General features: G+C 71.5%; 26 protein-coding genes and 1 pseudogene. 14 read left to right on the forward strand and 13 right to left on the reverse strand.

Translation table 11 applies throughout. The annotated features are described in order from the left end of the window. Positions 1–52: 52 nt before the first annotated feature. The 3 genes from ACIQMR_RS31220 (at position 53) to ACIQMR_RS31230 (ending at position 2,168) form a co-directional block, all read left to right on the forward strand. Positions 53–1,273, forward strand: coding sequence for a fatty acid desaturase family protein (locus ACIQMR_RS31220; RefSeq protein ID WP_401394321.1), 1,221 nt, complete (start codon positions 53–55; stop codon positions 1,271–1,273). A 75-nt stretch (positions 1,274–1,348) separates the two neighbouring features. After that, the gene (locus tag ACIQMR_RS31225) at positions 1,349–1,531 is read left to right on the forward strand and encodes a hypothetical protein (protein ID WP_266389331.1); all 183 of its coding nucleotides are present in this window, start codon (positions 1,349–1,351) and stop codon (positions 1,529–1,531) included. A gap of 88 nt (positions 1,532–1,619) precedes the next feature. Beyond that, positions 1,620–2,168: an MOSC domain-containing protein gene (locus tag ACIQMR_RS31230; protein ID WP_401394324.1), complete on the forward strand. Its 549-nt coding sequence runs from the start codon at positions 1,620–1,622 to the stop codon at positions 2,166–2,168. Between the two features lie 124 nt (positions 2,169–2,292). Here ACIQMR_RS31230 and ACIQMR_RS31235 read toward each other — a convergent pair whose 3' ends face one another. The 4 genes from ACIQMR_RS31235 to ACIQMR_RS31250 all read right to left on the reverse strand — a co-directional run bounded on the left by ACIQMR_RS31235 (position 2,293) and on the right by ACIQMR_RS31250 (position 5,779). Then, positions 2,293–3,708: a tannase/feruloyl esterase family alpha/beta hydrolase gene (locus ACIQMR_RS31235; protein ID WP_401394327.1), complete on the reverse strand. Its 1,416-nt coding sequence runs from the start codon at positions 3,706–3,708 to the stop codon at positions 2,293–2,295. Positions 3,709–3,962: 254 nt separating this feature from the next. Then, the gene (locus ACIQMR_RS31240; RefSeq protein ID WP_401394330.1) at positions 3,963–4,766 is read right to left on the reverse strand and encodes a hypothetical protein; all 804 of its coding nucleotides are present in this window, start codon (positions 4,764–4,766) and stop codon (positions 3,963–3,965) included. A 127-nt stretch (positions 4,767–4,893) separates the two neighbouring features. Then, positions 4,894–5,205, reverse strand: a complete 312-nt coding sequence (locus ACIQMR_RS31245; RefSeq protein ID WP_401394332.1) for a hypothetical protein — start codon at positions 5,203–5,205, stop codon at positions 4,894–4,896. A 25-nt stretch (positions 5,206–5,230) separates the two neighbouring features. Next, positions 5,231–5,779, reverse strand: a complete 549-nt coding sequence (locus ACIQMR_RS31250; protein ID WP_401394335.1) for a PadR family transcriptional regulator — start codon at positions 5,777–5,779, stop codon at positions 5,231–5,233. A 122-nt stretch (positions 5,780–5,901) separates the two neighbouring features. Here ACIQMR_RS31250 and ACIQMR_RS31255 point away from each other — a divergent pair, with 122 nt between their 5' ends. Beyond that, positions 5,902–6,702, forward strand: coding sequence for an alpha/beta fold hydrolase (locus tag ACIQMR_RS31255; RefSeq protein WP_401394338.1), 801 nt, complete (start codon positions 5,902–5,904; stop codon positions 6,700–6,702). A 6-nt stretch (positions 6,703–6,708) separates the two neighbouring features. Here ACIQMR_RS31255 and ACIQMR_RS31260 read toward each other — a convergent pair whose 3' ends face one another. Then, a complete protein-coding gene (locus ACIQMR_RS31260) occupies positions 6,709–7,317 on the reverse strand; it encodes a class I SAM-dependent methyltransferase (protein WP_401394341.1) in 609 nt (202 codons plus the stop codon). A 171-nt stretch (positions 7,318–7,488) separates the two neighbouring features. Here ACIQMR_RS31260 and ACIQMR_RS31265 point away from each other — a divergent pair, with 171 nt between their 5' ends. The 5 genes from ACIQMR_RS31265 (at position 7,489) to ACIQMR_RS31285 (ending at position 12,923) form a co-directional block, all read left to right on the forward strand. Continuing rightward, positions 7,489–8,298 (forward strand): MHYT domain-containing protein, encoded by an 810-nt coding sequence (locus ACIQMR_RS31265; protein ID WP_401394344.1) that lies wholly within the window; start codon positions 7,489–7,491, stop codon positions 8,296–8,298. Between the two features lie 46 nt (positions 8,299–8,344). Continuing rightward, complete coding sequence (locus ACIQMR_RS31270) at positions 8,345–10,978, forward strand: nitrate- and nitrite sensing domain-containing protein (RefSeq protein ID WP_401394347.1); 2,634 nt, start codon at positions 8,345–8,347, stop codon at positions 10,976–10,978. Further along, complete coding sequence (locus ACIQMR_RS31275) at positions 10,975–11,412, forward strand: roadblock/LC7 domain-containing protein (RefSeq protein ID WP_401394350.1); 438 nt, start codon at positions 10,975–10,977, stop codon at positions 11,410–11,412. The genes ACIQMR_RS31270 and ACIQMR_RS31275 overlap by 4 nt, the downstream gene beginning before the upstream one ends. A 21-nt stretch (positions 11,413–11,433) precedes the next feature. After that, positions 11,434–11,847 carry a DUF742 domain-containing protein gene (locus ACIQMR_RS31280; RefSeq protein ID WP_401394353.1) on the forward strand — a complete coding sequence of 138 codons (414 nt, stop codon included), beginning with the start codon at positions 11,434–11,436 and terminating at the stop codon, positions 11,845–11,847. 134 nt (positions 11,848–11,981) lie between these two features. After that, positions 11,982–12,923, forward strand: a complete 942-nt coding sequence (locus ACIQMR_RS31285) for a nucleoside hydrolase (RefSeq protein WP_401394356.1) — start codon at positions 11,982–11,984, stop codon at positions 12,921–12,923. A 40-nt stretch (positions 12,924–12,963) separates the two neighbouring features. On the opposite strand, the gene ACIQMR_RS31290 is transcribed toward ACIQMR_RS31285, so the two are convergent. Further along, the gene (locus ACIQMR_RS31290; RefSeq protein WP_401394358.1) at positions 12,964–13,845 is read right to left on the reverse strand and encodes an RNA polymerase sigma factor SigF; all 882 of its coding nucleotides are present in this window, start codon (positions 13,843–13,845) and stop codon (positions 12,964–12,966) included. A gap of 288 nt (positions 13,846–14,133) precedes the next feature. Between ACIQMR_RS31290 and ACIQMR_RS31295 the strand changes: the two genes are divergently transcribed. Both ACIQMR_RS31295 and ACIQMR_RS31300 read left to right on the forward strand, forming a co-directional pair. Continuing rightward, entirely contained in the window at positions 14,134–14,931 is a 798-nt protein-coding gene (locus ACIQMR_RS31295) for a pentapeptide repeat-containing protein (RefSeq protein ID WP_401394413.1), read from the forward strand. A gap of 94 nt (positions 14,932–15,025) precedes the next feature. Further along, entirely contained in the window at positions 15,026–15,586 is a 561-nt protein-coding gene (locus ACIQMR_RS31300) for a type 1 glutamine amidotransferase domain-containing protein (protein WP_401394361.1), read from the forward strand. 24 nt (positions 15,587–15,610) lie between these two features. On the opposite strand, the gene ACIQMR_RS31305 is transcribed toward ACIQMR_RS31300, so the two are convergent. The 5 genes from ACIQMR_RS31305 to ACIQMR_RS31325 form a co-directional block, all read right to left on the reverse strand. Beyond that, positions 15,611–16,306: an alpha/beta fold hydrolase gene (locus ACIQMR_RS31305; protein ID WP_401394364.1), complete on the reverse strand. Its 696-nt coding sequence runs from the start codon at positions 16,304–16,306 to the stop codon at positions 15,611–15,613. Between the two features lie 81 nt (positions 16,307–16,387). Further along, a complete protein-coding gene (locus ACIQMR_RS31310; protein WP_401394367.1) occupies positions 16,388–17,323 on the reverse strand; it encodes a cation diffusion facilitator family transporter in 936 nt (311 codons plus the stop codon). Beyond that, the gene (locus tag ACIQMR_RS31315) at positions 17,320–17,835 is read right to left on the reverse strand and encodes a hypothetical protein (protein WP_401394370.1); all 516 of its coding nucleotides are present in this window, start codon (positions 17,833–17,835) and stop codon (positions 17,320–17,322) included. The genes ACIQMR_RS31310 and ACIQMR_RS31315 overlap by 4 nt, the downstream gene beginning before the upstream one ends. A gap of 247 nt (positions 17,836–18,082) precedes the next feature. Continuing rightward, positions 18,083–19,951, reverse strand: coding sequence for a transketolase (locus tag ACIQMR_RS31320; RefSeq protein WP_401394373.1), 1,869 nt, complete (start codon positions 19,949–19,951; stop codon positions 18,083–18,085). Between the two features lie 39 nt (positions 19,952–19,990). Then, the gene (locus ACIQMR_RS31325) at positions 19,991–21,436 is read right to left on the reverse strand and encodes an NAD(P)/FAD-dependent oxidoreductase (protein ID WP_401394376.1); all 1,446 of its coding nucleotides are present in this window, start codon (positions 21,434–21,436) and stop codon (positions 19,991–19,993) included. A gap of 355 nt (positions 21,437–21,791) precedes the next feature. Between ACIQMR_RS31325 and ACIQMR_RS31330 the strand changes: the two genes are divergently transcribed. Then, on the forward strand, positions 21,792–22,397 hold the full coding sequence (locus ACIQMR_RS31330) for a GTP-binding protein (RefSeq protein WP_401394379.1): 606 nt from the start codon (positions 21,792–21,794) through the stop codon (positions 22,395–22,397). Between the two features lie 162 nt (positions 22,398–22,559). Here the strand turns inward: ACIQMR_RS31330 and ACIQMR_RS31335 are convergent, their stop codons facing one another. Then, positions 22,560–22,988: a PPOX class F420-dependent oxidoreductase gene (locus ACIQMR_RS31335; protein WP_401394382.1), complete on the reverse strand. Its 429-nt coding sequence runs from the start codon at positions 22,986–22,988 to the stop codon at positions 22,560–22,562. Positions 22,989–23,143: 155 nt separating this feature from the next. Between ACIQMR_RS31335 and ACIQMR_RS31340 the strand changes: the two genes are divergently transcribed. Both ACIQMR_RS31340 and ACIQMR_RS31345 read left to right on the forward strand, forming a co-directional pair. Continuing rightward, positions 23,144–23,557 carry a roadblock/LC7 domain-containing protein gene (locus ACIQMR_RS31340; RefSeq protein WP_358669169.1) on the forward strand — a complete coding sequence of 138 codons (414 nt, stop codon included), beginning with the start codon at positions 23,144–23,146 and terminating at the stop codon, positions 23,555–23,557. A 95-nt stretch (positions 23,558–23,652) separates the two neighbouring features. Next, entirely contained in the window at positions 23,653–24,810 is a 1,158-nt protein-coding gene (locus ACIQMR_RS31345) for a DUF6397 family protein (protein ID WP_401394385.1), read from the forward strand. 84 nt (positions 24,811–24,894) lie between these two features. On the opposite strand, the pseudogene ACIQMR_RS31350 reads toward ACIQMR_RS31345, so the two are convergent. Beyond that, a pseudogene (locus ACIQMR_RS31350) lies at positions 24,895–25,936 on the reverse strand (phosphatidylinositol-specific phospholipase C domain-containing protein). Positions 25,937–26,873 lie beyond the last annotated feature (937 nt).

Raw genomic sequence — 26,873 nt, forward strand, 5'->3', positions numbered from 1 at the left:
TGCAGCAGTCGAGCGCGCCGCCGGCGCGACGGCCCACAGACCGGAGACCGCCATGTCCCAGGCCACCGCCACCGCCCTTGCCGCCGATCCCGCCCCGCCGCCGGGCAGCGGCCGCGCATCGGCACCCGGGGGATCCGCGGAACCCACCGGCGCGGTGGGAGCCGCCGGGGCCGCCGGGGCCCAGGACCCGGCCGGGTCCACCGGGTCGGCCTCGTCGACCGGGTCCTCGGGCAGCGACTTCGCGCCACTCCTGCGGACCGTCAGGGAACAGGGCCTGCTGGAACGCCGCACCGGCTGGTACGCGCGCGTCATCACGCTCAATCTGCTCGCACTCGCCGCCGTCGTCGCGGGCATCGTGCTCATCGGCCCGTCCTGGTGGGTGCTGCCGCTGGCCGCACCGCTCGCCGTGCTGTCCGCACGTACCGCCTTCGTCGCGCACGACGCGGGCCATGCGCAGATCACGTCCGACCGACGGATCAGCAGAATGCTGCAGCTCATCCACGGGAACCTGCTGCTCGGGATGAGCCAGGACTGGTGGAACGACAAGCACAACCGCCACCACGCCAACCCCAACCACACCGAGAAGGATCCCGACGTCGCCCCCGACGTCCTGGTGTTCAGCAAGGACCACGCCGAGGGCCGCACCGGCTTCCGCGGCTGGATCACCCGCCACCAGGCATGGCTCTTCTTCCCGCTGACCACACTGGAGGCCCTCGCCCTCAAGATCGCGGGCTTCCGGCACGTCTTCTCCGCGCCGAGGGACGCAAGGTCCGCGGGCAGGAGCCGACGACCCGCCGGCCGGCGCGCCGTCGAGGGCGGACTGCTCATCGCCCATGCCGTCGGCTACCTCGCGCTGCTGCTGGCCTTTCTCACCCCGCTCCAGGCCCTCACCTTCGCGCTCCTCCACCAGATGCTCCTCGGCCTCCACCTCGGCATGGCGTTCGCGCCGAACCACAAGGGCATGGAGATGCCCGGCGACGACAACGGTGAGCGCTGGGGCCATCTGCAGCGGCAGGTCCTGACCTCGCGGAACATCCGCGGTGGGCTGCTCACGGACTGGTTCCTCGGCGGTCTGAACTACCAGATCGAGCACCATCTCTTCCCGAGCATGCCCCGCCCGCATCTGCGACTGGCCCAGCCCATGGTGCGGGCCCACTGCCGTCGCCTCGGCATGCCCTACACGGAGACCGGACTGGTCGAGTCCTACCGCCAGGCTCTCGGCCATATGCACGAGGTCGGTGGTGAGCTGCGTACGGGAGCGAGCGGGAGCTGAGGGGAACCGGCGGACGGGCGGGCGCGTTCTCACAGCAGGGAGTGGCGGCACGGTGCCGCGGAGGAGGGTTCGAAGATGTCGACAGGTGCGAAGATCGCCATCGGGGGCGTGGCCGTGGGCCTGCTCCTGATCCCGCTGATCGGATTCTGGATGTCGCTGCTGGTGATCGTCGGAGTGCCCGCAGTGGCGTACTTCGCGCTCGATCCCTCACAGCGCCGCCGGCTCCGCAGGATCAACCGCAAGGAGATCGGTCGCTGAGCGGGAGTCTCCCTCGCCCCTGCCGGACGGGTCCGCCGGAGGTATCCTCCGAAACGATCACCGGCATGGGAGAGGGGAGCTCCGAGGAATGGGCACATCAGGACGGATCACCACCGTCAGCAGCAATGGCGAGTACGCGTTCACGAAGCCGAACAGGGACAGCATCACGCTGCTCGCCGGGCTCGGAGTGGAGGGCGACGTCCACTCCGGGGTGACCGTCAAGCACCGCTCCCGCATCGCGCAGGACCCCACGCAGCCCAACCTGCGTCAGGTCCACCTCATCCACGAAGAGCTGTTCGACGAGGTGCGGGACGCCGGCTTCGAGGTCCGCCCCGGCGACCTGGGGGAGAACATCACGACGAGCGGGATCGATCTGCTCGGCCTCCCCACCGGCACGGTGCTGCGTCTCGGGGACGAGGCGGTCGTCGAGGTCACCGGCCTGCGCAACCCCTGCCTCCAGATCGACAACTTCCAGCAGGGGCTGCTCAAGCAGGTCGCCAGCCGTGACGACGACGGCACTATCGTGCTCCGGGCCGGGATCATGTCCGTCGTCAGGACCGGTGGCGTGGTGCGGCCCGGCGACACGATCAGGGTCGACCTGCCGGACGGTCCGCACCGTCCCCTCGAGCGGGTCTGACGTCGTCCGGTCGACGAGGGCGACGACACCTGAGCAAGCGCTGAGCGGGGCGCCGCGCCCTCACCGCACGCCGGGCCTTCACCACACGTCGGACCCTCGGCTCACCGCACGTCGGACCCTCGGCTCACCGCACGGCGGAGTCTCGGTCCAGCGCACAGGAGTTGACCACGTCACCGCTCCCGGGCCTCGGAACCGTCCGGTCCGCGGGCGGTGCCGTGCCGTCCTCCACCCAGCCGGTCAGCGCCGCGAACGCCGAGCGGTAGCAGGGCAGAATCGGCCGCAGCCGGTCCGGATACGTGTCGTACAGGCCGTCGGTGTGCGTGCCCGCCTCGATCGTGTAGTAGCGGTGCAGCGCCGAGCGGCCGCGGCCGTCGATCATTCGCGCGTACACCTCCGAGTCCTGACGGATCGGCAGCAGCGTGTCCAGATCGCCGTGCAGGGTGATCAGCGGCTTTCCGATCCTGCCCGTGAGCGCCACCTTGGCCAGCGCCCGCCGCACCGTCGCGGGACGTGAGGCGGGATCGTAGTCCGCGTCCGAGGGGCAGACCGCGAAGATCTGCTCCGGTGAGGATCCCGCCGAGGCCCCTGGGCAGTTCCGGTCGTACGCCGGATCGAACTCGGCCCGGAAGATCTTCTGGGTGAGGCCCCAGTAGGCCTTCTCGTGGTACGGCCACAGGAACTGCGAACCGGGCGCGAAACCGGCCGCCAGCAGATCGTCGTCCCCGGCCCGGCCCAGTGTGCGGGCCACGGTCACCGGCAGACTCGTCAGAGGGCTCGGTCCGCGCGCGGTCCACAGGACGCCTTCCCAGTCCACGCCGCCGTCGTACAGCTCCGGGTGGTTCTCCAGCTGCCAGCGGGTGAGATAGCCGCCGTTGGAGATGCCCGTCATGTATGTGCGAGTCGGTGCGTGCCCGTAGCGCTGCCCGGCCACCCGCTTCGCCGCCCGCGTCAGCTCGGTGACGCGCCGGTTCCACTCGGCGACGGCGTCACCGGGTCCGCGGCCGTCCGTGAAGAAGTCGGGCCCGGTATTGCCCTTGTCGGTGGCGGCGTACGCGTATCCCTGCGCCAGCACATGGTCGGAGATGAGCGTGTCGGTGGAGTACTGCCTCCGGGTGCCGGGGGCGCCCGTCACGACCAGTCCGCCGTTCCACCGGTCGGGGAGCCGTATGACGAACTGGGCGTCATGCCGCCAGCCGTGGGTGGCGTTGAGACGCGAGTCGTCAGGGAAGTAGCCGTCGATCTGGATGCCCGGCACCCCGGAGGGGTTCCGGGTGCCCGTAGCCGCCAGGCCGGCCTGGTCCGCCGTGTCGGTGTACGAGGTCCCGGCCAGCGCCGCGGTGGTCAGATCCCCGAGACAGGCCGCCTGCTGACGCGCCGCACCGGGAACGTCGAGACGGTGCTGGCGGGCGCAGTGGGCGGTTGCCGCCTCCGCGTCCGCCGGGCGGGCGTCGGCGAGCGACGCCGTGGTGGACGTCGTGGCGAGCGCGAGGAGCATCGCGGCGAGGGCCGGTGCTCTCCGGGTCGGGCGGAACAGACGCATGGCGGCGGCCTCCGAGTCAACGGCGAAGAGGTGGGTGCGCCGCCCCAGGGTGCTGTGGCCCCCTCCGTACGGCCATAGGGTCGGCCCACACCTGGCGATGGCCGCTCATGTGGGGCTCAGGCAGGGCCATCCGAAGCCGCTCAGGAACTACTGAGGAACCACTGAGGAACCACGGGAGCGGGCTCAGCCGTGCTCGCCGACCGGCGCCGCGCACCGCGCTCGGCCGGTGGGTGTGACCAGGCCCGAGCAGATCCTCAGGAAGGACGCACGGCCATCTTGTCCAGTGCCTCCAGCAGACCCGGCAGTTCAGGTCCGCGTCCCACCGGCAGCACCTCGCCGGGCTCCTCGTCCAGCAGCACGAACGCGATGTCGTCGGTCCTGGCCACCAGTGACCAGCCCGGCCCGTCCGCGCGCAGCATCCGGGCACCGTCCGGGGCGAAGCTGGAGCGAACCCGTCCGAGCGGCGGGGCGTCGTCCACATAGCTGTGGAGCTCCTTGAGCACCCGTCGCACCCCTTCGTGCGGTGTCGCGCGCTCCTCCTGCGGCACGTCGGGCTGGACGAACGTCATCTGATCCGCCACCTGTTCGCGCCACACCGCCCATTGCAGAGCGACCTCGTCCGCACCCAGACGGCGCTGGGCGGGACCCCAGGCGTTCGTGTCGGGCGGGGTGAGCGGTGGTCCGCCCCCGTCCTCCTCGGCCGGGTCGTGGGGCGCGGGCACACCGGGCGCGACGGTCGCCACGGCCAGCGGCCAGCCGGGCAGGCCTGCGACGACCGAGCGGTCGCTGGGCGACAGGTCGTACTCCATCCCGCAGTCCCACGACGCGATCGCGACGGCCACCAGGGACACGTCGTCGATCACGACCGTCCACCGGGCGCCGTCACTGTCCTGGCCGAGGACCAGCCCGTACCCGTCGGCGTACGGCTCGAGCCCCAGCGACGCGCACGCCGCCGGGTAGTCGTCGCCGAGCACGCTGGGGAACTGCGAGGGTGTCAGCAGCAGCGCGGTCAGCACAAAGAGCTCGTCGTCGTCCGCCGCCTGGTCCGTCCCGGCCACGGCATCCTCCCCATGCGATCGTTCGTCGGCGCACCTTAACCAGTGGGTAACCCCGACGTCGAGAGTTCGCGGCAGGAATCCGGCGCGAGCTGATCCGCAACCGGCGGTAACCCGCCGGGGCGTGCCATCAGGCGGCGGGCAGTCCGAGGAGACTGCGGGCCACGGACTGCGGGGACTCGTCCCGCTCGCGGGCGAGGGCGATCACCGCCCGGCAGGCCAGTTCGTTCACCCCGAAGGACAGCGCCTCGGGGGAGACCCAGCTCGAAGCCTCCTCGATGCTCCGCTGGTCGTCCTCCGCGCAGGCGGAGACGTAGGTCGCCGCGGCCTCGAAGAGGTTGTGCTGCCGCGGCCGCTCGGCCGCGGGCCGTGCCGCGCTCGTCGCCCCGCCCTCGTGGGGCGTGCGGACCGTGCGGAGTCTGCGCATCACCCTGTCGAACACCCATGGCCCCTTTCCTCGTACACCGTCACTCTTCCGGTGTACCCCGCCGGGGTGACAAGTCCTCCTGCAAACGGCTCCTGAGCCATGTCAGTTCTGCCTTGCTGGTGGCCCGGGCGATGGTGAGGATCCCCCGGCGGTACGGGTCGTCGAGCTCCTCGGCCCGCAGCGGCCTGTCGCCTTCGTAGAAGAAGCTGGCCGGCTGCTCGAGGAACTCCAGGCGCCGCCGGAGCACGGCCGCCCGCGCCGGTGCGTCCGGGAGGTGCCGGAGGAACGCCAGCACCGTGAACCACCGGTTCTCGTCGGTGATGTCCTGCTGCACGGGTTCGGCGAGCCGCTGCAGCAGTTCCTGGCGTCCCGCGTCGGTGAGGCTGAGGACGTGACGGGGCGCGGCGGCCCGTCCCGGTCGGCTCTCGCGGACCAGCAGCCCGGCCTTCTCCAGGCGCTTGATGGCGGGGTACAGCGTGCTCTCGGCCACGGGGCGCACATGCCCGGTGAGCGCGGTGATGCGCTTGCGCAGCTCGTAGCCGTGCAGCGGGGCGTCGTACAGGAATCCGAGGATGGCGAGCTCCAGCATGCCCGCATTCTGCCGCATGCTCGGGGTACATCGTTGACGTAGTACTACGACACCGATGTATATTCGCGTCTCGTGCGGCGGGAGATGCCGGGCAGGACAGGGCGATCAGGGGAGCGGCAGACATGCGAGCAGCAACGTTCGACGGGCGGGGAAGCCTCATCCGGTGGACGGAGTCGGCGGGGGAGGAGCCGGCCCGGGTGTACGTGCACGGTCTCGGCGCCGCCGCCACCGTCTACCACGCGCACATCGCCGCCCACCCTCTCCTGGCCGGCCGCAGGTCGCTCTTCGTCGACCTCCCGGGTCACGGCATCAGCGACCGGCCCGCGGACTTCGGCTACACGCTGGAGGACCACGCGGACGCACTGGCCGCCGCGCTCGACGAGGCCGGCGTCCGCGGCGCCGAGATCGTCGCGCACAGCATGGGCGGCGCGGTCGCCATCGTCCTCGCCCACCGGCGGCCCGCACTCGTGTCCCGGCTGGTGCTCACGGAGGCCAACCTCGACCCGGGCCCGAGGCGGACCGCGGGCGGCAGTGGCATCGCCGCCTACTCGGAGGAGGAGTTCGTGCAGGGCGGCGGATTCGACCGCGTACTGGAGCGGGTGGGACCGGCCTGGGCCGCGACGATGAGGCTCGCCGACCCGACGGCGCTGTACCGGAGCGCGGCCTGGCTCCTGCACGGCACGCGGCCGACCATGCGGCGGATGCTCCTGGACTGTCCCGTCCCGCGCGTCTGTCTGCAGGGCGGTCTCAGCGGTGAACTGGCCGGCGAGAGCGAACTGGTCGACGCCGGGGTCCGGGTCGTCACCGTCCCCGGCGCGGGGCACAACGTCATGTTCGACGCGCCCGAGGCGTTCGTGCGCGCGGTCGCGGGGACCGACGACGGCGCCCGGGAGGAGGAGGTCACCGAGGCGTCCGCCGTCTGATGACGCTCAGCCCTGACCGTTCTGACGTACCGCCACGGCCAGGAAGCGTGCCTCCTCGTCGGCGTACGAGACCAGTCTCCAGCCGGAACCGCCCAGCAGCGGACGGAGGTTGGGCTCGGCGCGCAGATCGTCCCCGGTGAGCTGCCGGCCCTGGCGGGCGGCCAGCGCGGCCCGCCCGACGGGGTGGAAGAGCGCGAGCCGGCCACCGGGGCGCACCACGCGCGCCAGCTCGCGCAGATTGTCGGCCGGCCGGGGCAGATGCGCGATGAGACCGGCGGCGAACACCGCGTCCAGCGACGCGGAACGCAGCGGCAGCCGCGCCACGTCGGTCAGCAGCAGCGCTCCGATGCCGTCCCGCCCGGCGCGTACCGCCGCCTCCAGCATCGCCGGGGTCAGATCGGCACCTATGACCGTGCCTTCCCTGCCCACCGCCTGCCGCAGCGGGGGCAGTGCGCGACCGGTCCCGCAGCCCGCGTCCAGGACCGCGTCGCCCAGCCGGAGGGCCAACGCCGCGACGCCGGAGGCATAGGCGGGACCGTCGCCGGAGAACCGCGCGTCCCAGCCGGCCGCCCGGGCGCCGAAGAACTCCTGGACATGTGTGTGGTCGAGGGTCATGGGCCCATGATTCCGCAGCGCCCCCGTTTCCTCGACACCCCCTCAGAACAGACGTACGGTGCACTCGTTCGAGCCCGGCACGATCGTTCTGAAACATCGGCTGTCATATTTCATCAGGTTTCGAAATGCGCCCCAGTCATGCGCCCCCACCGGGACTACCGTCCCTGAGCCATGGGACACCTGGACCACGCCACCTTCGGCTGGCTGACCCCCGTGCTGTCGTACGCGATGGCCTGCATCGGCGCCGCCCTCGGGCTGCGCTGCACCGTACGCGCGCTCGAATCGACGGGCCGTTCCCGCCGCAACTGGCTCATCACCGCGGCCTCCGCCATCGGTACCGGCATCTGGACGATGCACTTCGTCGCCATGCTCGGCTTCGGCGTCACCGGCACCGACATCCGCTACAACGTGCCGCTGACCATCCTCAGCCTGGTCGTCGCCATGGCCGTCGTCGGCGCCGGAGTCTTCGCCGTCGGCTACAGCCGGGACCGCGTCCGGGCCCTGCTGCTCGGCGGGCTCACCACCGGCCTCGGCGTCGCCAGCATGCACTACCTCGGCATGGCCGCCCTGCGGCTGCACGGCGAAGTGACCTACGACCCACTGCTCGTCGCACTCTCCGTGGTCATCGCCGTCGTCGCCGCCACCGCCGCCCTGTGGGCCGCCCTCAACATCAAGTCCGCCGTCGCGGTCGCCGTCGCCTCCCTCGTCATGGGCGCAGCGGTCAGCAGCATGCACTACACGGGCATGTTCGCCGTCGGGGTCGACGTCGAGCCGTCGGGCGGGTCACTGCCCGGAGCCACGGCGATGCAGTTCATCTTCCCCCTCGCCGTCGGCCTCGGGTCGTACCTCTTCCTCACCTCCGCATTCGTGGCCCTCACCCCGACGGCACGCGAACGGGCCGACTACGCCTCCGCGGAGCGCATCACCGAACCGGCCCCCGAACCGGCCACCGCACCATCGCCGACCCCGACCACCCCGTAAGGCCGCCCCGTCGCGTCCACCGCCCCGCACCCGGAACGAGGAGGCCATGCGCACACCTCGCAGCACCCCCGGCGCCGAGTCGCCGCCAACGCACGCGCATCCGCCCGCCGCCTCCAAGGCGCCGGCGGTGCGCGGGCGCCGCGCCCACGCAGGACCGCCCGCGCAAGAACGGCCAGGGCCCGGAACGGACCACGCCCCGGCCGTGGCACGCGTCCAGGATGCGCCCGGCGAAGGGTGGCGGCTGCGCCCCAGGACCGTACGCGCCAAGATCATCTCGCTGCTGATGGTGCCCGTCGTCTCCCTGCTCGCGCTGTGGGGCTTCGCCACCGTCACCACCGCACAGGACGTCGCCCGGCTGCGTCAGCTCCAGGACCTCGGGGAGCGCGTCGGCGAACCCGTCGCCGCGGCCGTCACCGCCCTGCAGGCCGAACGCCGCGCCGCACTCCGCCAGATCGCCGCCCCCGACGCCCAGCGCGCCGCCGATCTCGAACAACAGGCCAAGCTCACCGACGAAGCCCTCGCACAGCTGTCCCTCGGCTCCTCCCACACCGTCGCCGACGCGGGCGACCTCCCCACCGGCGTCGCCGACCGCCTCGACCGGTTCCTCACCGACGCCGGCGGACTGCGCGCCCAGCGCACCGCCGTCCTCGACCGCAAGGCCGACTGGGACCGTACGTACGAGAAGTACACCGCCACCATCAACGCGGCCTTCGGCGTCAACGGCGCACTCACCGGAACCCAGGACTCCGGACCCGGCTCCGACGCCCGCGTCCTGCTCGAGTTCGGCCGCGCCGCCGAAATGCTCGCCCGCGAGGACGCACTGCTCACCACCGCCAGGACCGCCGGAACCTTCGGCGCCGAACGGCTGCGACAGTTCACCGGCGCCGTCGAGACCCGCCGCGCCCTCACCGAATCCGCCGTCGCCGACCTGCGCCCGGCCCAGCGCGCCGGATGGCGCGAACTCACCGCACAGAGCGCCTACCAGGCCCTGCTGTCCGCCGAGGACAAGACCCTCGCCGCAGCGGCCGGCCGCAGGGCCGCCGAAGCCGTGCCGGCCACCACCTGGGACACCGCCCACAGCACCGTCCGCACCGCGATGCGGGACATCGAGACGAACGCCCGGCGCAGCGCAGCGGACCGTGCCGACCCCTTCGGCCAGGGACTGTTCACCGCCGCCGGCGCCGCCGTGCTCCTCGGCCTCGCCGCCGTCGCCGCCTCCCTCGTCATCTCCGTACGCATCGGACGCGCCCTCGTCGTCGAACTCGTCAGCCTCCGCAACACCGCACTGGAGATCGCCCGGCACAAACTGCCCCACGCCATGCGCCGGCTCCGCTCCGGAGAAGAGATCGACGTACAGGCCGAGGCTCCGCCCGGACCACCGCCACCGGACGAGATCGCCCAGGTCGGCGAGGCACTGTCCACCGTCCACCGCGCCGCGCTCAGCGCCGCCGTCGAACGCGCCGAACTCAGCCGCGGCATCTCCGGAGTCTTCGTCAACCTCGCCCGCCGCAGCCAGGTCCTCGTCCACCGCCAGCTCAACCTCCTCGACAGCATGGAACGCCGCGCCGAGGACCCCAACGAACTCGGCGACCTCTTCCGCCTCGACCATCTGACCACCCGGATGCGCCGCCACGCGGAGAGCCTGATCATCCTGTCCGGCGCCGCTCCCGGCCGCGCCTGGCGGATGCCCGTACCGCTCACCAACGTCGTCCGCGCCGCCGTGTCCGAGGTCGAGGACTACGCGCGCGTCGAGGTACGACAGCTTCCCGAGACCTCCGTCGTCGGCGCCGCCGTGGCCGACCTCACCCACCTGCTCGCCGAACTCGTCGAGAACGCCGCCCAGTTCTCACCGCCCCACACCAAGGTCCGGGTCAGCGGTGAACCCGTCGGCAACGGCTACGCGCTGGAGATCGAGGACCGCGGCCTCGGCATGGGCAAGGACGCCCTCGCCGACGCCAACCGCCGGATCGAACAGTCCGAGGCGCTCGACCTCTTCGACAGCGACCGGCTCGGGCTCTTCGTCGTCAGCCGGCTCTCCGCCCGCCACGCCATCAAGGTCCGGCTGCGGACCTCACCGTACGGAGGCACCACCGCAGTCGTCCTGATCCCGACCCCCCTGCTCCAGAGCGCCCTCCCGGCCGGGTCCGCACCATCGGCCGCCGCGCGGTCCGCCACCGACGCGATCCCGACCCCGGCACACCCCACGCCGCACCTCGCCGCGGACGCCACCCTCCGCTCCGCCCACCACGGCGAGGAGCGCCTGCCGGGCCAGACAGGCCGGCATCTCGTCGAGGCCCAGCCCGACGGCGCCGCACCGCCCCCCGGCGTCATCGCCCTGCGCCTGCGCGATCGCCCGCAGTCCGCCCCGAGAGGCGAATCCCGCAGGGCCGAGCAGCCGCCCGTCCCCGCCCCACCTGTCCAGCCCTCCTCCCCGGGCGACGGGAACGGTCTTCCCCGGCGTGTCCGGCAGGCCAACCTCGTCCCCCAACTGCGGGAAGCCCCCAAGCCCGAACCGGCGTCGGACGCAGCCGAACCCGCCGCGTACGACACACCGGAACGCACCCCGGAACAGGTCAGGGACCGCATGACCGCCTACCGCGCCGGCTGGACCCGCGGTGGCGGCGCCGCACCCGGCAGCCGAACCCACAGCGCCCACAGCAGCGAAGGAGACAACGCATGATCGACCACGAGAGGATCTCCTCGCACCACCGCTCCGGAGAACTCGACTGGCTGCTCGACGACCTGGTGCTACGGGTGGGCGAGGTCCGTCACGCGGTCGTGCTCTCCAACGACGGCCTGGCCGTCGGCGCCTCCGGCGGGCTCACCCGGGAGGACGCCGAACACCTCGCCGCCGTCTCCTCCGGGTTCCACAGCCTCGCCAAGGGCGCGGGACGCCACTTCCGCACCGGCGGCGTGCGGCAGACGATGGTCGAGATGGACGAGGGATTCCTCTTCGTCGCCGCCGCCGGCGAAGGATCTTGCCTCGCCGTGCTCAGTGCCGCGACCGCCGACGTGGGCCTCATCGCCTACGAGATGGCCCGCCTCGTCAAACGCGTCGGCGAGCATCTCCACACCCCACCGAGGCTGTCCACCACCCCACCCGCCGCCGGCTGACCGGAGGAAGGTTCGACCGATATGAAGGATGCCGGCGACGGCGGCCAGGAGTACGAGGAAGGCCGTTGGTACGACGCCGAGGCGGGCCCTCTCGTCCGCCCGTACGCGATGACCGGAGGCCGTACGAAACCGGGGCCGAGCGACGTCCGCTTCGACCTCATCGCGCTCGTCGACGCCGCCGCCGACGCGGCGGACCGGGCCGCGGAATCCCTCCTCGGCCCCGAGCACCGGGCACTGCTCGAACTCTGCCGCGCCGAGACACAGTCCGTCGCGGAGCTCGCCGCGGACGCCGATCTTCCCGTGGGCGTCGTCCGCGTCCTCCTCGGAGATCTCCTGGAGGCCGGACATGTCACCGTCAGCCGGCCCGTCCCGCCCGCACAACTGCCGGACGAAAGGATTCTGCGGGAGGTGATCGACGGTCTCAGGGCACTGTGACCCCCGGGAACTGCGATCCCCGGGAACGGGCCGCCGGTGCCACGTGGTGGCTGTGCGTGGCGCTCTTTCTCCTGCCCGCGCGCTCCCGTACCGTGGCCGCCTGCCCCGTACCGTCACCGGCGCCGAGGAGCACCGTGCCCGTCCCGATCATCCTCGACTGCGATCCCGGGCACGACGACGCGATCGCCATCATGCTCGCGGCCGGTGATCCGGCGATCGATCTCCTCGCGATCACCACGGTCGCCGGGAACGAGGTGGTCGAGAAGACCACCCTGAACGCCCGGCGGATCTGCACCGCCGCAGGGATCACCGATGTCCCCATCGCGGCGGGCTGCGCGCGGCCGCTCGTCCAGCCGTTGTACGTGGCGGACGACGTCCACGGCGAGTCGGGCATGGACGGGCCGAGCTTCGGCGAACCGACCGTGCACGCCGTACCCGAGCACGCCGTGGACCTCATGTACCGGACCCTGACCGGACACCCGGAGCCGGTGACGCTCGTGCCGACCGCCCCGCTGACCAATGTCGCCCTGCTCCTCACCCGCCATCCCGACGCGGCGGCGCACATCCGAGAGATCGTGCTCATGGGTGGCTCGACGGAGCGCGGAAACCGCACACCGGCCGCCGAGTTCAACATGTTCGTCGATCCCGAGGCGGCCGACATCGTCTTCCGCAGCGGTCTTCCCGTGACGATGTGCGGGCTCAACGTGTCCCACCAGGCGCTCGTCACACCCGAGGTCCTGGCCCGCCTCGACGGCCTCGGTACCGACCTCGCCCGGATCTGCGCCGAGTTGATGACCTTCTTCGCCGCCACCTACCGGCGACTGTGGGGATTCGCGGCGCCGCCGCTGCACGACCCGGTCGCGGTGGCGCGCGTCATCGATCCGGAGATCGTCCGCTGCGTGGACGCGAGCGTCGCGGTGGAACTGCGCGGGGAGTACACGCGCGGGGCGACCGTGGTGGATCTGCACCAGTACCTGGACCGGCCCGTCAACGCGAAGGTGGCGGTCGGCCTGGACCAGGAGAGGTTCTGGGACCGGGTGATCGGCGCCGTCGACAGGCTCGGCGCGCGGGGCTGAGACCCGGCGGTCCTCGGTGTATGGGGCTGAGACCCGGCCGTCACGGCTTCACGGAAGGGCGCGGTGCACGCCGCCGTGACGGCCGGGCCGAGGGCCGCCGGGGTGGTGAGTACCCGTCACGACGGCCCGGCTGCACGGCATCCCGCATGACCTCGTCCCTCAGCCGGCTGCAACAGCGGTTGATCAGCCGCGAGACGTGCATCTGCGAGACCCCGACCTCCTCGGCGATACCCCTCTGGGTCATGTCCCGGAAGAACCGCATGTAGAGAATCCTGCGTTCACGGTCCGGCAGCCGGCTCAGCCGCGGCCGGACCGCCTCCCGGTCGATGACGACGTCGAGCGCCGGGTCGGGCCCGCCCAGCCCGTCGGCGAGCGAGTATCCGTCGTCGCCGCCCTGCACCTCGGCGTCGAGGGAGAGGGCGTTGTAGCTGTCGAGCGCCTCCAGGCCCGCCCGGGCCTCGTCCTCCGTGATGCCCGCGTGCCGGGCGATCTCGGCGGCGGTCGGCTCGCGGCCGCCGACGGTCTGGGCCAGCTCCTGACGGGCGGTACGCACACGGGCCCTGAGGTTCTGCACCCGGCGTGGCACATGCACGGTCCAGGTGTGGTCACGGAAGTGCCGCTTGATCTCACCGTTGATCGTCGGTACGGCGAAGGCCTCGAACGCTCCGCCACGGTCCGGGTCGTACCGCTCCACGGCCTTGACCAGGCCCAGCGCGGCGACCTGTCGCAGGTCCTCGAGCGCTTCGCCCCGGTTGCGGAACCGGCCCGCGAGCCGGTCGGCCATGGGCAGCCAGGCACGCACGAGTTCCTGTCGCAGCGCGGTCCGCTCTGAGCCCTCGTCCAGCCGGGCCAGCCGCAGAAAGTCCTCGGCGGTGTCCGGGGCATCGTCATGCGGATGCTTCCCGCGGTTATACGTTCGCATGCTCACTCTCAGCTCCCTGTGCGGTGCTGACGGTGGTCGAGGCCCCGGATTCGAATGCCCCCTGCTATGGGTGCGAGCGCCTCCGCTCCGAAGCTCGTGATGCGCCTGCCCGGCCCCTACCACGGCAAACGCCGCGGCTGGGGCGGTGGGTGCCACGGGAGCGGGCTTCCGGGATGGGAAACACTGGGCCGAGGAGCGGCGTCACCAGGGAAGAGGATCCGTGAAGTGAGCGGCACACGCGACGAGGCGGCACCGGTCGAGGCAGCACAGGTCCAGGAAGGGTCGGCCCTGCGAGCCGACTGCGGCAACTGCTTCGGACTGTGCTGCGTCGCGCTCCCGTTCTCCGCATCGGCGGACTTCGCCGTCGGCAAGCCCGCCGGACAGCCCTGCGGGAATCTCCGTACCGACTTCCGCTGCGGCATACACGACCGGCTCGCGGAGCGCGGATTCGCCGGCTGCACCGTCTACGACTGCTTCGGCGCCGGCCAGAAGGTGTCCCAGATCACCTTCGGCGGACGCAGCTGGCGGGAGGCGCCCGGCAGCGCCCGGCAGATGTTCGACGTGTTCCCGGTGATGCGGCAACTGCACGAGCTGCTCCGGTATCTGACGGAGGCGCTGTCGCTGCCCGCGGCCCGCCCGCTGACCACGGAGTTGCGCAGGCTGCTCGACGAGACCGAGGCGCTGACGCGACGCGACGCCGCCGCCCTCCTGGACGTCGACGTACCCGCACTCCGAGGCCGCACGGGCGAGCTGCTGGCCCGTACTAGCGAACTCGTACGTGCGGAGGCCAAGCCGGGCCGCAGGAAGAACCGCCGCGGGGCCGACCTGGCCGGCGCCGGACTCTGCGGCGCCGATCTGCGCGGTGCGGATCTGCGCGGCGCCTGCCTCATAGCCGCCGACCTCACCCGCGCCGACCTGCGTCTGGCGGACCTCCTCGGCGCGGACCTGAGGGACGCCGACCTCGGCGGGGCCGATCTGACCGGCGGCATCTTCGTCACACAGCCGCAGCTCCAGCAGGCCAAGGGTGACGCGACGACCAGGCTGCCGCGCACACTGGTGCGGCCGGCGCACTGGTCACGGGCATGAGGGCGCGGCACCCGGGTAGCCGCACTGTCGGTGAGGCCGTGCTCCGGCAGTGGCCGGGCCGGCGCCGCGAACCCGGCGAGAGGAGAGGAGTCCTGTGAACATCGCCTTCCTCATGGCGCCCGAAGGCGTCGAACAGATCGAGCTGACCGACCCCTGGCAGGCCGTCGCCGATGCCGGTGACACTCCGCGTCTGGTGTCCACGAAGCCCGGCCGGATCCAGGCGTTCGACCATCTCGACAAGGCGGACACCTTCGCCGTCGACCAGGTCGTCTCCGACGCCTCCGCCGAGACCTACGGCGGCCTGGTGCTTCCCGGAGGCGTCGCCAATCCGGACGCGCTGCGCATGGACTCCGGGGCTGTCGCGTTCGTCCGGGCGTTCTTCGACGCGGGCAAGCCGGTGGCGGCCATCTGCCATGCCCCCTGGACGCTCGTCGAGGCCGGCGTACTGCGCGGCAGGACGCTGACGTCCTGGCCCAGCGTGCGCACCGACATCCGCAACGCCGGCGGCACCTGGGTCGACGAGCAGGTGGTGGTGTGCCACGACGGTCCGAACACGCTGATCACCAGCCGCAAGCCGGACGACCTCAAGGCCTTCTGCGCGGCTTTCACGGCCGAGTTCGCCACGGCGTCGGCACGGGCGGCGGCCGGGACCTGAACGCCTTCCGGGCGGGAAGCACGCTCACCGCCCGGTGGCTTCGAGAAGGATCTGGGCCAGTTGCCGTGGCTGGGAGAACATCGGCCAGTGGCCGGTGTCCATCTCGACCAGCTGCCAGCGCTCGCCGCGCAGCAGCGCGACCACGTCCGGGCTCGGCTCGTCGCCGTCGAGCAGGCACTTGACGTACGTGGCCGGAAGCTCGCCGAGCGGCCGCGCCAGCACGGCCGGCTCCGTCAGTGTGGCGCCCGGATGTGGCGTGGAGCCGACGATCCGCGCGATCTGCTCGTCGGTGAGGCCCTGGCCTTCGAACTCGGCAGCCGCCAAGGGCGCCCAGAAACCGCCGTTCTCGTCGATCGACGCCTCCACCATGGCCCGGCCGTCCGGCCAGGCGGACACGAACGACTCACCGTCGGCCGGAACGTTGGAGTCGACGAAGACCACCCGGGCCAGCCGCTCCCCGATCCGCTCCGCTGCCTGGCCGACGGGGATGCCCGCATAGCTGTGGCCCACCAGGACGACGTCACGCAGATCGCGACGTTCGACCTCGTCGACGATGTCCTGGACGTGGGTCTTCTGCCCAGCGGGCACACCTTGCCTGTCCGCAAGGCCGGACAACGTCAGCGGATGGCCGCCGTGTCCTGCCGCACGCAGCTCCGGCACCACCTCGTCCCACGCCCATGCTCCGAGCCATGTGCCTGCCACCAACACGAAATTCGCCATACCCGCAACGTAGCGAACGGGTGTGACAACGGGTGCGGCATCGCTCCGGATCCGGATCCCGCACGGCTGCCGGGCCGAGCCTCAGCGGCCAGGGCGCGGCGGCGCCTCCGTGATGTCGAGGAAGACCTGGTCGGCCTCGGGCCAGCGGTCCTCGACCGCCCGCTTGATGCGCTCCGAGACCAGTTCGATCTCCTCGCTGTCCAGCCCCGGCACGAGATCGACCCTGGCCGCGACAAGGGTGGAATCCATCCCCAGACGCATCGTCAGCAGCGCCGCCACATTGTCGATCTCCGCCTGGTCGTCCAGCATCGCGCGGATGCCCCCGCGCACCTCGGGATCGACGGCGACCCCGATGAGCAGGTCGCGCGACTCACGCCCCAGCCGGTACGCGACGTACACCAGCAGCAGACCGATCGCCAGCGACGCGGCAGCCTCCCACACCGCCTTGCCGGTGGCCAGGTGCAGCCCCATGCCCGCCATCGCGAGCAGCACCCCCACCACGGCTGTGCTGTCCTCCGCGATCACCGTGCGATGTGCGGGGTCGTGGGCCTTGCCGCCCTGCTTGCGGAACTGGTGCAGCGCCCGGATCAGCGACGTACCCTCGGCGAGCAGGGCGACCCCGAGGACGCCGAGCCCGGCCATGTAGTGAGACGTCGAGACAGGCCGATCGCCCTGGCTCATCGCCTCGAAGGCCTGGAAGAACGAGAAGCAACCGCCCATCACGAAGATGCCGACGGCGGCCAGCAGCGACCAGAACCAGCGTTCCTTGCCGTAGCCGAAGGGATGACGGCGGTCGGCAGGCCGGCGGCTGCGGCGCAGCGCGGCGAGCAGGAAGATCTCGTTGAGGCTGTCGGCGACGGAGTGGGCCGCCTCCGACAGCAGCGCGGGGGACGACGCGACAAGGCCGCCCACGGTCTTGGCGACGGCGATGACGAGATTCGCGCCGAGCGCGACAAGGACTGTCAGCCGCGTCCTCCGGTCGGACCGCGTCTGGCGCCTGCGGTGCTCACGATTCACGACGACTCACCGTATGCGCTGGACGACGGCGCCAGGCTCAAGGTCACGCCCGTCCTGCCGATGGATCGGTTCGTCACCGCCGATGTCCGGGCGCTCGACGGTCGACGCCACCGTCCCGGCGCAACGCGTCGAGCCGCCGCCTGGCCGCGGCACCTCGCCCAGGGATCCGCGGCGGCCTGCTCAGCCACGTCGTCGATGCTCCAGCGGCGTGCCGTCACCTTCGGGTCGTCCAACTGGTCCCAGCCGATCGGCGTCGCGACGGGCGCGCCGTCGCGCGCTCGCACCGAGTAGTGGGCCACCGCCGACTGCGCGTATTCGTTGCGCTGCCCATCCAGGTACAGACGGTCGCCGCGCGCCGCCTTTCGCACCTCGGTGGTGGGCAGCTCGGGATGTGTCCCGCCGCCCAGCAGTTCGGCCGTGTCCTGCGCGAAGTCCCGGACCTCGTCGTACGAACTGTGCCGACTGAGCGGGACGATGACGTGCAGGCCCCGCGAACCGGTCGTCAGCAGCACGGACGGTAGCTCCAGTTCGACTCTCGGCGGGGAAGAGGACCTTGTCCGGCCGGTGGACGTCCACGGTGCGGCGACCGGCCCGCGCGGCTGTGGTGCTCATGGCTCGCGCGTACCCGTACCGGCGTCCGGTAGACGTGCCCCTGTGGATACGGCCGTCTGTGTCGGGCGTTGTGGACGGGCGTGCCGGATTCGCAACGCCCAGGAGGACGTCACGGCACGACCAGGGCGTCACGGCACGACCAGGGCGTCACGGTACGACGATCTGCTCCACGAGGAGTTTCACTGCCGCGGCGATCGACTCGGCGTCGATGCCGGAGGCGTGCAACTGTTCTTCCGGCGCCGCCGACGCAGGAATGTTGCGCACGGCGAGCCGGGCGAGCCTCGGTACCGGACGGCCGTCCGAGAACGCTTCCGCGACGGCGTCGCCGATTCCGCCCTCCGGATGGTGGTCCTCCACCGTGATCAGGCATCCCGTCGCCCGGGCCGCGTCGTCGAGCGTGTCCACGTCCACCGGCTTGACCGAGTACAGGTCGACGACCCGGACCAGGATGCCGTCCGAGGCGAGAACGTCCGCGGCGCGCAGCGCCTCATGGACCGTCGTGCCGGCTGCGACGATCGTGGCCCGGTCGTCGTCGCTGCGGAGCAGCACCTTGCTGCCGCCGACCGGGAAATCCTCGTCGGGACCGTAGATGACGGGTGTTTCGGCGCGGGTCGTGCGCAGATAGCGCACGCCCTTCAGGTCCGCCATCGCGGACACCAGTCGTGCCGTCTGATTGGCATCGCACGGATAGAGGACCGTCGACCCGTGGACGGCGCGGAACATGGCCAGGTCCTCAAGACCCATCTGGGAAGGGCCGTCCTCGCCGATCGCCACACCCGCGTGCGATCCCACGACATTGATCCCGGCACGGCTCACCGACGCCATCCGGACGAAGTCATGAGCCCGGGTCAGGAACGCGGCGAAACTCGACGCGAAGGGCACCCAACCGCGGGCCTGCAGACCGACCGCCGCCGCGACCAGCTGCTGCTCGGCGATGTAGCACTCGAAGAACCGGTCCGGATGCTCCTTCTTGAAGTAGGCCGCCCGCGTCGAGTCGCTGACCTCACCGTCGAGCGCGACCACGTCGCCGCGTGCCGACCCCAGCGCCGCCAGGGCGCGTCCGTACGCCGTACGCGTGGCCTCCGCGGAGCCGGGTTCGAAGCGGGGAAGCTCGGCCCGGTCCTGTGCCCGGGCCTCGGCCCGATCCTCGTCCCGGCCCGAGGTGGCGCGGGCGGGCGGCGGAGCCTGGACGTCGACCTGTATGAAGCGAGGGCCGCCGAGTTCCTCGATGGCCGCCTCGGCGTCCGGCAGCGGCTTGCCGTGCTTGCCCTCCTGGTCCTCCACGGCGGCGACGCCGCGACCTTTGCGCGTGGCCGCGATGACGGCGGTCGGCCGCCCCTCGACCTGGACGGCCTCCGTGAAGGCCTTGTCGACGGCTTCGACGTCATGGCCGTCGACCTCGACCGTGTGCCAGCCGAACGCCCGCAGCCGGCGTGCGTAGGCGTCCAGGTCGTGCTCGTGGCGGGTCGGTCCCCGCTGTCCGAGCCGGTTGACGTCGATGATCAGCGTCAGATTGCCCAACTTCTCGTACGAGGCGTGCTCGATCGCCTCCCAGACGGAGCCCTCCGCCATCTCACTGTCGCCTGACAGCACCCACACCCGGTAGGGGACCTGGTCGAGGTACTTGCCGGCGAGGGCCATCCCGACGCCGACCGGCAGCCCCTGGCCCAGCGAACCGGTGGCGACCTCCACCCAGGGCAGCCGCGGTGTGGGATGCCCCTCGAGACGACTGCCCAGCCTGCGGAACGTCAGCAACTCCTCGTCGTCGACCGCGCCCACCGCCTTGTAGAGGGCGTACAGCAGCGGCGACGCGTGCCCCTTGGAGAAGATGAGCCGGTCGTTCGCCGGGTTGTCGGGGTCCTGGAAGTCGTAGCGCAGATGCCGGGCGAGGAGTACGGCCGCGAGGTCGGCCGCCGACATCGACGACGTCGGATGCCCCGAGCCCGCCGCATCGGCCACGCGTACCGAGTCCACCCTCAACTGCTGACCCAGTTCGGCCAGTTCTTCATTGCGCATGTCATTCCCTTCGCATGTGGCTGCGCTCGCGCTCGACCTTCACCGCTCGTTCGGCGCGCCCGGGAAGGTGGCGAGCTCGGGCGAGGCGGTGTCCAGCGGGACCGACCAGGAACGGACGAGACCGAGCTGCACCGCCTGGCGCGGCAACGCCGCGTCCAGCAGCCAGTCGGCCGCCACACGCACCCTGTTGCCCGGCATCGCGGCGAGGTGGTACCCGCGGGTCACCGCGCCCGCCAGCGGTCCGGAAAGCGGCACGCCCAGCGGGTTCGCCGCCGCCTGCACACCGCCCAGGTCCACGGCGAAACCCAGGTCGTGGTGCCGGTACTGGCGAGCGGTGCCGTGGCCCAGGGACGCGGCCACGTTGCGGGCGGCGACTTCGCCCTGCCTGGTGGCGTGCTGTGCGGTCATGGGCGTCAGCTCGAAGCCGCTGCCGTCGAAGGCGTCTCCGTCGCCGCCATGGCCGTCGTGGTGGCCGTCCGGGCGCGCGCCCTCGGCACTCGCGGACAGCGGCCGGGTCAAGTCGGGCACGGCGGCGGCGTCCCCGCAGGCGAACACCTCCGGGTGGCCCTGCACATCGAGGCGTGTCGTGACACGGAGCCTGCCGTGCTCGACGGGCAGACCGACGCCGGCGACGAGCGGATCGGGCCGTACGCCGACACACCAGACGAGTGTCCTGGTGGGGACGAACTCACCGTCGTTCAGCCATACCCCGTCCGCCGTGGCTTCCCTGACGGACGTGCCGGTGTACACCTCCACCCCTCGGCCGCGCAGCACCCGGTCGGCTGTCTCGGACAGCCGCCGGTCCAGCTCGGGCAGCACCCGCGGCGCGATGTCGAGGAGCAGCCAGCGAGGACGCGTGTCGCGCAAACGCCAGCCGGAGCCGTTCCCCGGCCCGCTGCGGACCATCTGGGCGTGGAGCGCGTCCGTGAACAGCTTGCCCTGGGCGGCGATCTCCGTTCCCGTGTATCCCGCACCCACGACCACGAAGGTGCACCGGGCCGCGCATTCGCCGGCGTCGGCCGAGGCCGCCGCCAGCTCGGTCTGCCGGGTGAGGTGATCGCGCAGGTACAACGCCTCGGGCAGTCCGCGGAAGCCGTGGGCGTACTCACTCACACCGGGCACGGGCAGCAACTTGTTCACGCTGCCCACCGCGAGCACGAGGCGGTCGTACCGCAGCTCGCCGAGCCCGCCCTCCGGTCCCGTGTAGTGCACCCGGCGATCTTCGAGATCGACCTGAGTGGCCTCACCGAGCACGAGCCGGACCCGGGGGAGCGTGTGCGCCAGTGACACGGAGACCCGGCGTGGCTCCAGGATTCCCGCCGCCACCTGGGGCAGCAGGGGCAGATACAGGAAGTAGTCGGTGGGATTGAGGAGAACGATCTCGACCCGTTCTCGCGCCAGCCGCCGGGAGAGGGTCCGGGCGGCCCGGTGGCCGGCGAATCCGGCTCCCACGATGACGATGCGGGGTATGTCCTCGGCCTGCACGACGTATCGCCTCCCATGGGACACATGCGGACGGGGGCACCTGGGGACAGGACCTCCCGGGTGCCCGGCCGACGTCGTCGTAAACGCCTCCGTGAACCCAGCGTCCCCCCGCCGAACAGTCGTGGCCACACGAAATGCGAATTCATCCGGACACCTTTTGGATCCCGAACAGTCACATCGCGCAAAAAGCGATCTCGCCCCCCCGTCCTCAGCGCCGATTGCCATACTGCTCACGCCACGCAGAACGGATGTACTGGTGCCGGCCCCGCGCTGGGCCGGCCGTCCCCGAGGCGGCTCCGACGGCTTCGACCCGGGGTTTCACCTGTCGGCGCTCACCCAATGAGAGAAGTGATCGATGGCCCCCGAGCTCTCTGGCGGTATCGGCGGAGACGCTGCCGCTCTCGCGCTGAAAATACTAGTGGCCGGCGGCTTCGGCGTCGGCAAGACGACCCTCGTCGGAGCGGTCAGCGAAATCCGGCCGCTGCGTACCGAGGAGCAGCTCAGCGAGGCCGGGCAGACCGTCGACGACACCGGGGGAGTCGACCAGAAGACCACGACCACCGTCGCCATGGACTTCGGCAGGATCACCATCCGCTCAGGGCTGTCCCTGTACCTCTTCGGCACGCCCGGGCAGGACCGCTTCTGGTTCCTGTGGGACGAACTCTCCCAGGGCGCGCTCGGAGCAGTCGTCCTCGCGGACACCCGGCGCCTGGAGGACAGCTTCCCCGCCGTCGACTACTTCGAGCACCGCAGCATCCCCTTCGTCGTCGCCGTCAACTGCTTCCCGAGCGCCCGTACGTACGGTGCGCACGAGGTCTCCCGCGCTCTCGACCTCGACCGGGGAACGCCGGTCGTGCTGTGCGACGCGCGTGACCGCGACTCGGGCAAAGAGGTGCTGATCCGGCTCGTCGAGTACGCCGGGCGGATGCACACCGCCCGGCTGCTCAACTCGGTGGGGTGACGCGCCGGGTTCACAAGGGGTGCCCAGGAGGGTCGGACGACGGCTCGCGTACGGGATCCCGTCCCGTTCCTGTGCCGCCCACGCTCCCCGTGCGCCCTCCTGCGCCCTCCTGCGCCCTCCTGCGCCCGCTTGCGTTCCCGCGCCCGCGCGTTCCCGTGCGCCTCAGCCGGCCACGTCGGCCTCGGCCAGGACCTTGTCGATGCGCACCCGCACCAGCAGCTCGCCCGGCACACCGTTGCGCTCACCGAACGCCTCCGCGCGCTCCTCACCCACGTACCGCGCGGCGATGCGGGTCGCCCAGCGGCGCAGCTCCCCGGGCTCCTCGCTGAGTTCCGCGCGCCCCTGGAGCACGACGAACGAGAACGGCGGCCGGTCGTCGTCCACGCACAGGGCCACGCGCCCGTCCCGCGCGAGGTTGCGCCCCTTCACGCCCTGCTTCGCGGTGTTGAAGACGACCTCGTCGCCGTCGAGCAGGAACCAGATGGGTGTGACGTGCGGACTTCCGTCCGCCCGTACCGTCGACAGTTTCCCGGTGCGAGTCCCCTCGGAGACGAACGCCCGCCATTCATCCTGAGACATGTGCTTTGCCATGTGAGCCATCCTTGGGCGTCACCCTGGCGCGGGGAAGTCAACTCTCCGATGCGCAGCAATGCGCCTCCATTGACTCCTTGCCCGGATGGGGACAGTGCGGAAGGCTTACGCGCAACACGGGGCAACGGGGAACATACGAACGGGGAGGAACGGACATGGCACCGGAAAAGGGGCTCGACTGGCTCCTGGACGACCTGACCAAGCGGGTCTCGTACATACGACACGCGCTCGTGCTGTCCAACGACGGCCTGGTCACCGGGGCGAGTACAGGCCTCGTACGGGAGGACGCGGAGCATCTCGCGGCCGTCTCCTCCGGACTGCACAGCCTCGCCAGGGGCTCGGGCCGTCACTTCCAGGCCGGCAAGGCCCGGCAGACGATGGTCGAATTCGACGACGCGATGCTCTTCGTGACCGCGGCCGGCGAAGGCAGCTGTCTGTGCGTACTCAGCGCGGCGGAGGCCGATGTCGGCCAGGTCGCCTACGAGATGACGCTGATGGTGAACCGTGTGGGCGAGCATCTCGCCGTCGCCGCGCGACAGCCGGGGCGCGTCACGGTCTCCGACTTCTGAGGGCGCTCTCCAGGTTATCCACAGGCCGGGCGGGATTCCTTCCGGAGGTCTACGGTCGTCACAGAGAGTGTTCGCCACATACGGGGGAGACCGACATGACCGACGAGACGACCACCGGCATGCCCGAAACCGGGAACGTGATCGAGGAGGCCACCGACACCGGGACGGCCTCGGGGGGCCGGGCCGGGGCCGGCACGTGGGCCGGGATCGGGCCTGTTCCTGCGCCCGTGCCCGGGTTCGTGACCGGGCCCGGAGTCGGGGCTGGAGCCGGGGCCACTCTGCCCTTCGGGCGGGCAGCGGTGGCCCTGGAGCTCAAGCGGGGCGAGTTCGACCTCGCGGTGCAGCTCGGCCACATCCGGACGACGCAAGGGAAGAACCCGGGGCGGACCCGGGTGTCACAGCAGGAGATCGAGCGGCTGCGCGGAGCCGACGGGTTCCCGGACGTGCTTCGAGAGCGTGTCCACACCGTAGGCACGGCCGAGGCCGCCCAGCTCATCGCCACCACGTCCGCCCGCTTCACGAGGCTGGCCCGTACGGGCCACCTCACGCCGATCAGGTTCTATCTGAACCGCTACCGCGCCGTGGTGTGGCTCTATTTGGCCTCCGAGATCCAGGACTTCGCCGCCAGGAACCCGGATCTGCTCGACGGAAGGCTTCCCGCGGGGCTGCGCGCCAGACTCGACGACGGCGAGGACTGGCGTGCGCGCAACTGGCGTGGCCGGCGCCTCGGCATCCTGCTCCGCCAGGCCGAGGGCCTCTGGGGGAGAACGGCGGCGATCGCGTCGCTCCTCGACCCGGTCCAGTTGGCGGAGGTCGTGGACGACCCCTACGAGCGGGCGCATCTGGAGCGGCTGCGTCCCGAACCACCCCATGGGCGCACGGAGTCCCTGGCGGTCCGCGAGATCATGGACCGGCTCCTGCTGGCGGACGACCCGGACGAGATCCTGTGGCATCGGATGAGCCTCGCCCTCTCCCTGGACGAGGCCCGTGCTTCGGGCCAGGCTCCTCGCCCGGACGGCGACCGGGTACGGCTGCCGCGTTCTGGTTCGCCGGGCGACGCGCCCGCCACCGGCACCGGAGCCCGACCCGCCGGGTGGACCGAATCCCGGTCCCGCCCCAGCGGCGAGTGGAGTCTTCCCGCGCCACCTCGCAGGGACGGCGGGGCCCGGCACCGGGCACCGTCCGGTCGGGTGACGAGAGGACTGCTGGCGCGGTGGCGACTGCGCAGGGCTTCGCCGTCGCGCACCTGCTGACGCACCCTCACAGCTGCCACCCGCCCTGCCCTGGGCGAAGCGGAGAGGATCCGTTGCGGGGAGTGCGGCTACCGGCCCGGCGCGTCAGCTGCGCCATGCGTCAGCCCCCGAGCTCGCCGTGCCGCGCGGCACCACGGTGGCCAGGACGGCGGGCAGTGGGTACCAGTCCGCGGAAGCCACACTGGCGTTCCGGCCGGCCAGCAGAGCGACCCGGTCGCGTGCCTGTGCCTCCGTGGGGTTGGTGCCGTCGATCGCCGGCGGCACGTCATGGGCGCTCGTCATGACGACGAGGTAGTGGTTGCGGTCGTACCAGCCGGTGTCGATCGAGCCGCCGGCGTAGGCGGCGGCATCATCGTCGAAGAGGGCGAACGAGGGGCGAAGGGAGGCATCCGTATAGCGGCCGCGTGGGTCGCCTGCCTGCGCACCGAGCACGGCGGGGAAAGCGGCGGCAATCCGCCAACCGCCCGGCCGCGGCGAGGTTGCGCAGGTGCGTGGCGTACTCGCGGTCGGTCCACAGGGTGTCCAGCGGATTTCCTTGTTCCACCGTGCCCGGAATGAGTTCGACGATGAACCTTCCGGCGAGGTCGGAGCGAGCGGGCCAGCCCCGTGTCCGGGCGGCGGTGTCGAGATCCGGCTGACCGGCGGCCAGGTCGGCAGGGCGGTACAGGGCATCACCGAGCTTGGCCGTCAGCAGGGCGTCCAGTGCTGCGGGACCTCGGCCGTTCTTGTCCTGAAAACCGTCCTTCATCTCGACCTTGAGCATGACGGGCCGATGGCCGGGGTTCGCGTTGTGCCAGGCCCGGATGTCGGCGAGGCAGCCGCCGAGATCCTGGTTACGCGACTTGGCGCGCAGCTCGGCCGCGGTCGCCGCGTTCGCACAGTTGTTGTTGTTACCTATGGGATTCTCGTGAGCGACCCGGAAGGATCTGCCGAACACATTGGTCCATACGTCGAGTTCGAGCATTCCCGCGCCTGAGTCGAGGGCGTCCGCGAAGTACGGGAACTTCGCCTTCTCGTACGCGTTGTGGACGCCGACCGCGGCCGTGGACGAGTACGCCGGTGCGGACACCTCGGCGCCTGCCTCGGCCGCCGGAGCCTGGGCCGGAATGAGCGCGAGACCCAGCACGGCGGCGGCGACCGATTCTTGGAGCACGTTTCCGGACTGACCGCCGACGGTGGTCAGGCAGGGGTGCGGCGATGCGATCGGCGCACGCGGACCCGATTCCCTCGGTGCTTCACCCCGCGAATGGCTGAAAGGGGAAGGCGGATACGGCCGTCGGGAATGACTGTGGCTGCCGGGCGTGTCGGCGAGCGGAATGCGGCGGTGGCTACTGTTCGGGTGACCATGTGTCGTATTTGATGCTTTATTCCAGGTTTTCTCCCTCTCTGGGCTTAGAACGGTCTCAGACACCTTGGCGCGTCTGGACCTGTGGATTAGTTCCTCACCTCCAGAGGGTCGCCGTTCGTTCCGTCAGAAGGGTTGTGCGGTGGGTCGTAAAGGGAATCGGGATGCGCGTTTGAAGACTGCGGCGATGGTGTCGGTGGGGACGCTGGCTGTGCTGCTCAATGCGTTGCCGACCGTGGAAGCAGTCGCCACTGCTGTTCATGGGTCGGGGACGGGGGTCGGCCAGAGGGTGCCGGGGCCGAACGGCGCTACCAGCGAGGAGTTCCGCGCCACGCGGATGGTCCCGGTGGCGGGCCTTGACCGGGACCGCGACCGCGACCGGGACCGGGGCCCGCAAGGCCGTCGGGGGCCCCAGGGCCCCCAGGGCCGTCCGGGCGCCACTGGCCCGGCGGGCCCGCAGGGTGTCCCGGGCCAGGACGGTTCGGAAGGGCTCCAGGGCGCGCAGGGTGTTCCGGGCGAGGACGGGACGGACGGCTCCCAAGGCGCGCAGGGTTCACAGGGCGATGCGGGTGTGCCGGGGACGCCGGGTGAGGACGGTGGTCAGGGGCCGCAGGGTACGCAGGGTGTGCCGGGGACGCCGGGTGAGGACGGTGGTCAGGGGCCGCAGGGTACGCAGGGTGTGCCGGGGACGCCGGGTGAGGACGGTGGTCAGGGGCGT

The sequence above is a fragment of the Streptomyces sp. NPDC091376 genome, from assembly GCF_044757085.1.
Lineage (GTDB): Bacteria > Actinomycetota > Actinomycetes > Streptomycetales > Streptomycetaceae > Streptomyces > Streptomyces pratisoli.

Bases quoted from the DNA above. Each gene is read 5' to 3' on its own strand.
- ACIQMR_RS31260 (WP_401394341.1), bottom strand. From the start codon at position 7,317: ATGACCCTCGACCACACACATGTCCAGGAGTTCTTCGGCGCCCGGGCG.
- ACIQMR_RS31275 (WP_401394350.1), top strand. From the start codon at position 10,975: ATGATCGACCACGAGAGGATCTCCTCGCACCACCGCTCCGGAGAACTC.
- ACIQMR_RS31250 (WP_401394335.1), bottom strand. From the start codon at position 5,779: ATGCTGGAGCTCGCCATCCTCGGATTCCTGTACGACGCCCCGCTGCAC.
- ACIQMR_RS31235 (WP_401394327.1), bottom strand. From the start codon at position 3,708: ATGCGTCTGTTCCGCCCGACCCGGAGAGCACCGGCCCTCGCCGCGATG.
- ACIQMR_RS31320 (WP_401394373.1), bottom strand. From the start codon at position 19,951: ATGCGCAATGAAGAACTGGCCGAACTGGGTCAGCAGTTGAGGGTGGAC.
- ACIQMR_RS31265 (WP_401394344.1), top strand. From the start codon at position 7,489: ATGGGACACCTGGACCACGCCACCTTCGGCTGGCTGACCCCCGTGCTG.
- ACIQMR_RS31330 (WP_401394379.1), top strand. From the start codon at position 21,792: ATGGCCCCCGAGCTCTCTGGCGGTATCGGCGGAGACGCTGCCGCTCTC.
- ACIQMR_RS31335 (WP_401394382.1), bottom strand. From the start codon at position 22,988: ATGGCAAAGCACATGTCTCAGGATGAATGGCGGGCGTTCGTCTCCGAG.
- ACIQMR_RS31345 (WP_401394385.1), top strand. From the start codon at position 23,653: ATGACCGACGAGACGACCACCGGCATGCCCGAAACCGGGAACGTGATC.
- ACIQMR_RS31280 (WP_401394353.1), top strand. From the start codon at position 11,434: ATGAAGGATGCCGGCGACGGCGGCCAGGAGTACGAGGAAGGCCGTTGG.
- ACIQMR_RS31305 (WP_401394364.1), bottom strand. From the start codon at position 16,306: ATGGCGAATTTCGTGTTGGTGGCAGGCACATGGCTCGGAGCATGGGCG.
- ACIQMR_RS31230 (WP_401394324.1), top strand. From the start codon at position 1,620: ATGGGCACATCAGGACGGATCACCACCGTCAGCAGCAATGGCGAGTAC.
- ACIQMR_RS31340 (WP_358669169.1), top strand. From the start codon at position 23,144: ATGGCACCGGAAAAGGGGCTCGACTGGCTCCTGGACGACCTGACCAAG.
- ACIQMR_RS31290 (WP_401394358.1), bottom strand. From the start codon at position 13,845: ATGCGAACGTATAACCGCGGGAAGCATCCGCATGACGATGCCCCGGAC.
- ACIQMR_RS31225 (WP_266389331.1), top strand. From the start codon at position 1,349: ATGTCGACAGGTGCGAAGATCGCCATCGGGGGCGTGGCCGTGGGCCTG.
- ACIQMR_RS31255 (WP_401394338.1), top strand. From the start codon at position 5,902: ATGCGAGCAGCAACGTTCGACGGGCGGGGAAGCCTCATCCGGTGGACG.
- ACIQMR_RS31220 (WP_401394321.1), top strand. From the start codon at position 53: ATGTCCCAGGCCACCGCCACCGCCCTTGCCGCCGATCCCGCCCCGCCG.
- ACIQMR_RS31270 (WP_401394347.1), top strand. From the start codon at position 8,345: ATGCGCACACCTCGCAGCACCCCCGGCGCCGAGTCGCCGCCAACGCAC.